Below are 7,763 nucleotides of genomic sequence, written 5' to 3'. Positions count from 1 at the left end.
CCCGCAGCGTCACGCGACGGCCAGTCCCGACACGGCACGGGACATATCGGGCAGCCAGCCGCTCACGACGTCGCCGTCAGTCCTTGGAAGAATCGAGGCCAAGCTCCGTGGTTGATCTCGATTGAAATCCGCTGGGTGATGTCGCCGGACGGCGCGTCCTAACCTGCGACAGCCACCAGTTGTGATGCGACATCACGCGAAGATCATCGTTAGCTGGGGACGGTATCCCGCGTGGTACGGAGGGGGCGGAGCTTGCCGGCGGCGAGTTCGGACGAGAGTCGGAAATGGTAGCGGCCGATCATGCGGATGTGGTCGTGGCCGAGGGGTGAGAGCCGGGCGAGGTCGGCGTCGGAGATGTGGTGGCCCTCGGCGCGGAGCTGGTTGACGGCCTCCTGGATATACACCGAATTCCATAGAACACAGGCATTCAAGACGAGCCCCAGGGCCGATAGCTGATCTTCCTGTCCCTCCTTGTACCGCAGCCTCAGCTCGCCCCCTTTTTGGCCGTAGAAGGTGCGGCGGGGCGAGTTCGTGTCGGGAGTCCTGGCGGTTGAGCTGGGTGTTGATCTTCCGGCGGAAGAGTTCGCTGTGGTAGTAGCGGGCGAGGAAGGCGGAGCGGTCCAGGCGGCCGATCTGCATGACCGCTCGGCCGAGCGGGCTGGGGCGGCCTTGACCGGCGAGGACGGGCAGGATCTGGGAGGCGCGGACGGTGCCTTCGCGCAGGGAGCCCGCGAGTCGGAGCAGGTCGTCCCAGTGGTCGGTGATGGTGCGCAGTCGGATGCGGCCACCGGTCAGCGGGTTGAGGGGGCCGTAGTCGGCGGTGGGGTCGGTGCGGTAGAGCAGGGTGTGTCCGGCGTCTGCCAGGCGTGGGGAGAACTGGTAGCCCAGGAGCCGGAACAGGCCGAAGATCATTTCGGAGGCGCCTGCGACCCTGGTGGTTAATTGGCGGAGCGTCACGGCAGCGGTCATGGATGCACGGATTCCTGACCGGTTTGTCGGTAATGATGGGCCGCTCGAGACTGGCGACCTTGGACGATTGGCCACGCTGCGCAATTAACCACCAGGGTCGCCTGCGGTGTCGGTGGCGATCTCGGTGGGGTTCAGCGAGGTGGGCTGGTCGAGGATGCCGTCGAGCAGGTAGAGGCTGTCGCGGCGGGTGCCGGGGATGACGATGTGGTTGAAGCCGCTGTACTGGTCGGAGAGGTAGTTGTAGAGGATGATGCCGCGGGCGGCGAAGTACTTCGGGTTCGGCCCGGAGTTGAGGACCCGCAGCGGGGTGGCGAAGCGCAGGCCGTCTGCGGAGGCGAGTTCGCCGCCGCCCCAGTGCCCGACGATGGGCAAGGTGGCCTGGTAGTCGACCAGGACCGCGTTGGCCAGGCGGAGGGTCTCGGCGCGCAGGTAGTTCTGCTCGACCCAGATCAGCTGGTCGCGGGAGCGGCCGGGCTCGTCCTCGGAGACCATCGCCTGGATCCCGATATTGCATGCCTCGGCCACAAGAACCGCTGCCAGCGATACGACGAGATGTTCGGCGCGGCTGCCCGCCTCCGAGACGTGATGGAAGTGGTTCAGGAACCCGGTCCAGGCACTTCGAGGAGGAGTTCGGGCAGGTCGACGGTGGGGATGCGGGCGTCGACCGCTTCGCGCAGGTCTTTGAGGCTGGCGGGTTCGGTGAGCTTGTCCAGGCCGGTGAGGATGAGGTGGTCGCGCATCTTGCCGTTTTCGGTGCGCTGCTCGATGCGGACGTGCGGGTTGTCGGCGAGGCCGGCGGCCAGGCGCTGGTAGTCGTCGTCGAGTTCGCGGCACCAGCGGTCCAGGTCGGGGCCGGGCTGCTCGGACAGCCGAGGCTGCGGCACACCCGGGGGCGGGGGGGCGGGCGTTTTTCCAGGCGTCGTCCTGGAGCAGGGCCTTGCGGGGGTCGCCCCACTTGTCGAGGCCGGGTACGAACACGTCGTGGCGGCGCAGTGCGCCGCGCAGGGCTTCGGCGGTGCCGACGATCCAGGCGTGTTTGTCGACACCACCGGCGTGCTCGCCCTCCGTGGGGAAGACCCGGGTGTGCCACGTGGCCCCGAGATGCTTGAGGGCACGGAGGGGAACAGCTCGCTCTGGCGGCTCTTGGCCAGGGTTCGCTCCAGCTTCACGACTTCGGCGGGCGCGTCCTCGGGGTTGTCCAGGAAGGCGCCCAGGAACCGTACGGTGCCGAGCTGGACGCCATAGCCGAGCTGCGACCTCGCGCCCCGGCAGGCCATCGCCCGCCGCCGCGCGTCGCGGTCCAGCAGGAAGTAGCCGGCCAACTGCCCGTCATCCGGTACGGCGGTGAACGTGCCGTAGTTGCGGCGTTGTTCGCCGGTCAGGAACGCCACCCGTCCCGCCCCTCCTTACCGCTTCTCCTGCTGTGACGGCGCTCACCATAAGTCACATGATCGGCAGAGGTGGAACCCGGGTCAGCACGGGGCTGACGGCGGTCAGCGGCCCACGTAGCGGGCGGCGTTGTCCAGACGGGTGGTGAAGCCGCCTGCGGAATCGCGGGTGAGCAGCAGCGGTTCCACAGCGGTCAGGTCGGGGGTGTCGGTGATGCCGCCGATCTTGCGGGTGGCGGTGACGGCCCCGCTGGCCCGGGCCGTGCGTATGGTCGTCCACCCCTCCCTGGCCACGGCGTCGCTGACGCCCGCCGTGCCGCTGTCGGTGAACGAGCGGCTGCATCTGCACGAGATGCTGGGCCGCTACTTCTCCGGCCTGCCCACCCCGGTGGGCGGCGTGGCCGGGGTGCCGTACGGGCCGGTGTGGCCGCTGGACACCCACACCCTGGCCCACTGGCGCAGCCACCTCATCGCCGCGCTTGCGGGCCGCCGGTTCGACTACCTGCACGCCCCCAGCCCTGAGACGGCCGCCGACCTGCTGGCCAAGGAGCACGAGACCGGATGAACGCCGCCGCGATCCTGCCTAGCCGCAACGTCGGCCACCATCGCCGCCGTCACCGCCACCGTCGATGCGACCCGCGGCGACCCGGGCGCCCTGGGCCCGTCGATCCGTACGAGGGCTACGGGCCCGACCCCCACCGGCCACGGCGGAGGCCGTCGCGCTCATCTCCGAGCTGTACGCGGAGGGGTGGACCGCTCCGAAGAAGGGCGGCGCAGCCCGATCGCGGTGACGGCCGTGGCGGCCCGTCAGGCGCGGCTCGGTGCTGACTCCGGCTCGGAGAGATGCGCTGCCGCGCGGCAGGGGAGGAGCAGCGGGGTCGCCAGCAGGAGCACGCCGGCCAGGCCGATGGCCGTACGCGGGCCGAGCAGGCCGCCCAGCACGCCCCAGACAGCCGTCAGGAGCGCGGTCGTGGCCTTGGTCGTCACCGCCCAGGCGGACAGCGTGCGGGTGACCCGGTCGGTCGCGGTGCGCTTGAGGCGGTAGGTGGCGTAGACGGGGTTGAAGACCCCGCAGCAGAAGATGAGCCCGAGCTCGACGGCCATCACCAGCAGCAGCCCTCCGGTGCCCGGCCCCAGGAAGGCCAGGCCGACGGGCCAGAGCGCGCGCAGCGCCCCGGCCACGACCAGGACCTGGTGCTGCCCGAACCGGGTGACGAGCGGTCGGGCCAGCCGCGAACCGAGCAGCCCGCCGATCGAGGGCGCGGCGAAGGCGATGCCGTACTGCCACCGTGCGAACCCGAGTCGGCCGAGCATCAGGACGGCCAGCAGCGGCTCGGCGGCCATCACCAGGCCGTTGAACAAGGCGGTGTTGAAGAACAGCGGACGCAGCGTCGCGTCGGCGAGGATGTACCGCCAACCGTCGAGCAGGTCCCCGGCCCGCATGCGCGAGGCCTCCCGGCGATCGGGCCGCGGCTCGTGCCCGCCCGTCGCGTGGATGCCCAGGGCCGAGAGTAGGTAGCTGACCGCGTCGGCCACCACCGTCGCCACCGGACCGAGGAGCCCGATCGCCGCGCCGCCTAACGGCGGTCCGATGATCGTGCTCGTCCAGGCCGTGGACTCGAACCGGGCGTTGGCGACGAGCAGGTCCTCGGCCGGCAGCAGCGTCTTCAGGTACGCGCCGGAGGCGGCGCGGAAGGAGATGTCGGCCGCCGCGACGACGATCGAGACCAGCAGGAGCTGAAGGAAGGTGAGCACGCCGAGCGCGAACGCGGCGGGGATCGTCAGCAGCGCCGCGAACCTCACCAGGTCCATCGCGATCAGCACCGGCCGCTTGCGGCGGAACTCCACCCACGGGCCGAGCGGCACCGCCACGGCCGCGCCCACCGCAGCCCCTACAGAGGAGAGCGCGGCGACCTCGGCCGGTCCGGCGTGCAGCACCCGGATGGCGATCAGCGGGAACGCGCCGAAGGCGAGCCACGTGCCGAGCGCGCTGGTCCCGTACGCTCCCCAGAGCCACCCGAACCGCCGCCCCAGCCGATGTCCGAGCAGATCTCCCAGTCGGCGCCCGCTTCTCATGCCCGATGCCCCTCGCCACTCACCCTGCACAACCGATCCGCGATCGGAAGCATCAAAGCGAGCACCACCAGCAGGAATCAAACAACCACAGAGCCGTCGGCCACAACCAACGGTTGTGCCCACAGGGTATCGGCATGGACCTCGAAACCGTCCGGACCTTCGTCGCCGCCGCCGACGCGGGGCAGTTCCAGGAGGCCGCCGCCGAGCTGGCGGTCACCCAGCAGGCCGTCTCCAAGCGCATCGCCGCGCTGGAGCGCAACCTCGGCGTGCGGCTGTTCACCCGCACCGCGCGCGGCGCCGAGCTCACCATCGACGGGCAGGCATTCCTGCCCCACGCGCGCGAGCTGCTGCGCGTCGCCGAGCGCGCGGTCGCGTCCGTGCGCACCGGCCGCCGTCCGCTGCGCGTCGACGTGATCGCCTCGCGCAGCGCGCAGTCCGGCCTGATGCGCGGCTTCCACCGCGCACACCCCGACATCGAGCTCGACGTGGTGATGCTGTTCGACATCGAGACGGCCGTCGCCGCCATCCGGTCCGGTGCGATCGACGCGTCCTTCCGCGCCGTCGCCGTGCCCGGCCGGCCCCTTCCCGAGGACATCGAGTCCGTCCGGGTGCTCGACGAGCCGCTCCAGCTCCTCACCGGCCCCGCCCACGCGCTGGCGGGCGCCCGTTCGGTGACCGTCGCTCAGCTCGCCGGGCACCGGATCTGGATGCCCGGCATCGTCCCCGGTACCGAGTGGGCCGCCTACTACGACGACCTCGTCGCCGAGTTCGGCCTCACCATCGAGGCGACCGGCCCCAACTTCGGCTCCGACGCGCTCCTCGACACCGTCGCCGACACCCCGGCCCTGGCCACCTTCATGGGCGAGCCGACCCGCCTCGTCTGGCTCGCCGACCACGGCCTGCGCCGCATCCCGGTGACCGACCCGACGCCCGTCTACCCGCACTCGCTCCTCTGGCACCGCGACAAACCCCACCCAGCGCTGGCCACCCTCCGCGCCCACCTCGCCGCCACAGCGGCCGGCCACGACGCCACCGGGACCTGGGCGCCGGGCTGGGTGATTCCGCGCTGAACGCCGCCGCGTCTACGATCATCGTGGCCGGACCGACGGACGATGGCTCGGGGGCAGGCGTGGCCATCGGCACACTCCTGCTCTCCCCCTCCGTATGCTCATATGCCTTGACGGTGATCAAGGCTGTGAACTGCCGATTCAGCTCAGGAACCCCAGATAACTGACGCCTTCACTTCTTCCCCGTCGCCGCCGCGATCCGGTCGGCATACGTGCGGTACGCCTTGCGTCCGGCCGGGGTGGAGCCGTCGCCGGCGAGGGCGGCGCACTGCCCCAGCGTGGCCTGGTGGAGTGCGAGCGGGGCGGTGACGCGCACCGAGTAGCCCTGGCCGCGGCGAATGGTCCTGCCACCGCGCAGCGCTTCGTGGATCTCGGAGACCTCGGTGGCCTTGAGGTACTCGGCGAGCAGGCCGGGCACGTCGATGGCGTACGGCTGCTCGGGCTCGGGCGCCTGCTCCTCGACGTCGGTGGCCATGCCGTCGAGTTCCTCCAGGACGTCGACGGCGTCGCGGGCGCCGGCCGCGTCGAGCACCCTGCGGATGGTCTTGGGCGCGACGTCGTACCGCCGGGCGAGCACCTTCACCGCGGCACCCTTGGCATACGCGTCGACAACGTCGGCCGCCTTGTCCTCGTCGAGCGCGGCCGGGCGCCCCAGCGTCTTTCGGTGCCGGCCGCCGCGCCGAGCGCGATGGTGGGGATGATGCTCACCGATTCGCGTCGGGGGGGACCGTGCGGAGTGAGCGGAGCCATGTCATGGCCGCCACGAGAAGTACGGCTGTGCCAACGGTCCACTCGCCGATCCAGGGGAGGCGTGTGCCCTTGTCGTAGCCCATCCAGTCGATCCACACCCACGGTTCGATGAGGAACGGCAAACCCATCAGCACAGCAACGATGAGCGGCCGCCGTTCCCGCCACCACCAGCCCATCAGCCCGTACACCGTCCCCGCAACCAGTGCGACCAGGAGCCAGGGGGCGATGAAGGTGAGCCAGTGGGGCAGGTTCTGCGCAATGCGTGAGGTCCAGGGGATCCGCCGGTTGTGCGGGCCGAGGTGCTGGTCGTTGAGGAGGAATTGACATCCTCCCCCTCTTAAAAGAGGGGGATTCCAACCCAGGTGGGTTGAGGTTCACGGGCGCTCGAACGGCCGGTGGCCGTTGTCACCCCTCCGGCACCGGCTGAGCGCCGGGGGCGGGGAATGCCGCCCTGTCTTGCCGCGACGTTGGTTGCTGCGTTGGTGTCCGCGTTGCAGGTGAAGCCGCAGGAGACGCAACAGAATTCGGCTTGGCTCTTGCGCGAGTTCTTGTCGATCCATCCGCAGGCGCTGCATCGCAGGCTGGTGTAGGGGGCGGGGACGTCTTCGACACGCCCGGGGGCCTTGTGCTCGGTGCGCTGCCGGAGCAGGCCCCAGCCTTGGGCGAGGATGGCCCGGTTCAGTCCGGCCTTCTGCCGCACGTTCTTGCCGGGCTGCTCGACGGTGCCCTTCGCCGAGCGCGTCATGTTCTTGATGGTGAGCTTCTCGAATCGCACCAGGTCGTAGGTGCGGGCGAGCATCGTGCTGGTCTTCTCGCACCAGTCCTTGCGTCGGTCCGATTCCCGGGCCTTGAGCCGTGCAATGTTGGCGTACTCGGCCGTCTTGTGCTCGCTGCCCTTGGGTGCGCGTGCGGCGCGCCGCTGGTGCTTGCGGAGCTGTGCCCGTTCCTTGACCGTGAGCTGCGGGCAGTTCAGCTTCCGGCCGTCCGACAGCGCGGCCGTGATCGTCACGCCCCGGTCGATGCCGATGACTTCGCCCGTGCCGGGGGCGTCGATCGGTTCGGGGATGACCGCGAAGGCGATGTGCCATCGGCCGTTGCGCCAGGTGACGCGGAACGTCTTCGCCTTCGGCAGATCACCTCGGGTGAGACGAAAGCGGACCCAGCCGCAGCCGGGCACCTTCACCTGCGCCCACCGCCTGTTGAGCTTCTGCGCCACCACCGAGCGGCCCATGATCTGCCTGCCGGTCTTCGCGTTCAGCTTCGGCGTGCCGTTCGCCTCAAACTCCGGCACGCGGTCGGTGCCGATGACCCGGAAGCCCTCGTGCACGTGCTTCTTACGCCACGTCGGCTCACCGAACCCGGACGTGAACCGAGCGTTCTTGGCCTGGGCGAAGTCCCCCAGTGCCTGCTGCTGGACGTCCGCGTTCCCGGCACCCAGCCATGGGTTATCGCGCCGGGCCTCGGTGAGCTGGCGGCACTGTTCCGCGAAACCCGGGGCGGTCTTGCGGCCTTT

At 70.2% G+C, this 7,763-nt stretch carries 9 protein-coding genes and 1 pseudogene; 2 read left to right on the top strand and 8 right to left on the bottom strand.

Annotated elements, in window-relative coordinates; all coding sequences use genetic code 11:
- Positions 1-209 precede the first annotated feature (209 nt).
- From EFK10_RS52135 to EFK10_RS47545, 4 genes and pseudogenes are all read right to left on the bottom strand, one after another.
- A complete protein-coding gene (locus tag EFK10_RS52135; RefSeq protein WP_265737529.1) occupies positions 210-482 on the bottom strand; it encodes a Tn3 family transposase in 273 nt (90 codons plus the stop codon).
- Positions 483-600: 118 nt separating this feature from the next.
- Positions 601-1,569 (bottom strand): annotated as a pseudogene (locus tag EFK10_RS50455) (Tn3 family transposase); the annotation flags it as partial.
- Positions 1,566-2,360, bottom strand: a complete 795-nt coding sequence (locus EFK10_RS19810; protein WP_127357018.1) for a DUF4158 domain-containing protein — start codon at positions 2,358-2,360, stop codon at positions 1,566-1,568. The pseudogene EFK10_RS50455 and the gene EFK10_RS19810, both read right to left, overlap by 4 nt.
- 102 nt (positions 2,361-2,462) lie before the next feature.
- Positions 2,463-2,651 carry a hypothetical protein gene (locus EFK10_RS47545; RefSeq protein WP_164836063.1) on the bottom strand — a complete coding sequence of 63 codons (189 nt, stop codon included), beginning with the start codon at positions 2,649-2,651 and terminating at the stop codon, positions 2,463-2,465.
- Positions 2,652-2,670: 19 nt separating this feature from the next.
- On the opposite strand from EFK10_RS47545, the gene EFK10_RS19805 reads away from it, so the two are divergent.
- A complete protein-coding gene (locus tag EFK10_RS19805) occupies positions 2,671-2,922 on the top strand; it encodes a hypothetical protein (protein ID WP_206305515.1) in 252 nt (83 codons plus the stop codon).
- A gap of 242 nt (positions 2,923-3,164) precedes the next feature.
- Here EFK10_RS19805 and EFK10_RS19800 read toward each other — a convergent pair whose 3' ends face one another.
- Complete coding sequence (locus EFK10_RS19800) at positions 3,165-4,433, bottom strand: MFS transporter (protein ID WP_127357017.1); 1,269 nt, start codon at positions 4,431-4,433, stop codon at positions 3,165-3,167.
- A gap of 134 nt (positions 4,434-4,567) precedes the next feature.
- On the opposite strand from EFK10_RS19800, the gene EFK10_RS19795 reads away from it, so the two are divergent.
- Positions 4,568-5,503 (top strand): LysR family transcriptional regulator, encoded by a 936-nt coding sequence (locus EFK10_RS19795; protein WP_127357016.1) that lies wholly within the window; start codon positions 4,568-4,570, stop codon positions 5,501-5,503.
- Positions 5,504-5,672: 169 nt separating this feature from the next.
- Here EFK10_RS19795 and EFK10_RS19790 read toward each other — a convergent pair whose 3' ends face one another.
- The 3 genes from EFK10_RS19790 to EFK10_RS19785 all read right to left on the bottom strand — a co-directional run.
- Complete coding sequence (locus EFK10_RS19790) at positions 5,673-6,155, bottom strand: helix-turn-helix domain-containing protein (protein WP_265737528.1); 483 nt, start codon at positions 6,153-6,155, stop codon at positions 5,673-5,675.
- Between the two features lie 49 nt (positions 6,156-6,204).
- Positions 6,205-6,510, bottom strand: a complete 306-nt coding sequence (locus tag EFK10_RS53325; protein WP_407647103.1) for a DUF6518 family protein — start codon at positions 6,508-6,510, stop codon at positions 6,205-6,207.
- 77 nt (positions 6,511-6,587) lie between these two features.
- A partial coding sequence (locus tag EFK10_RS19785) for an RNA-guided endonuclease InsQ/TnpB family protein (RefSeq protein WP_164836064.1) occupies positions 6,588-7,763 on the bottom strand: 1,176 nt, incomplete at its 5' end.

This window comes from Streptomyces soli, from assembly GCF_003999195.1.
In the GTDB taxonomy this organism is placed as follows: Bacteria; Actinomycetota; Actinomycetes; order Streptomycetales; family Streptomycetaceae; genus Actinacidiphila; species Actinacidiphila soli.
Note: the sequence above shows the minus strand (reverse complement) of the source record. Positions and strands in the feature narration are given on the sequence as shown.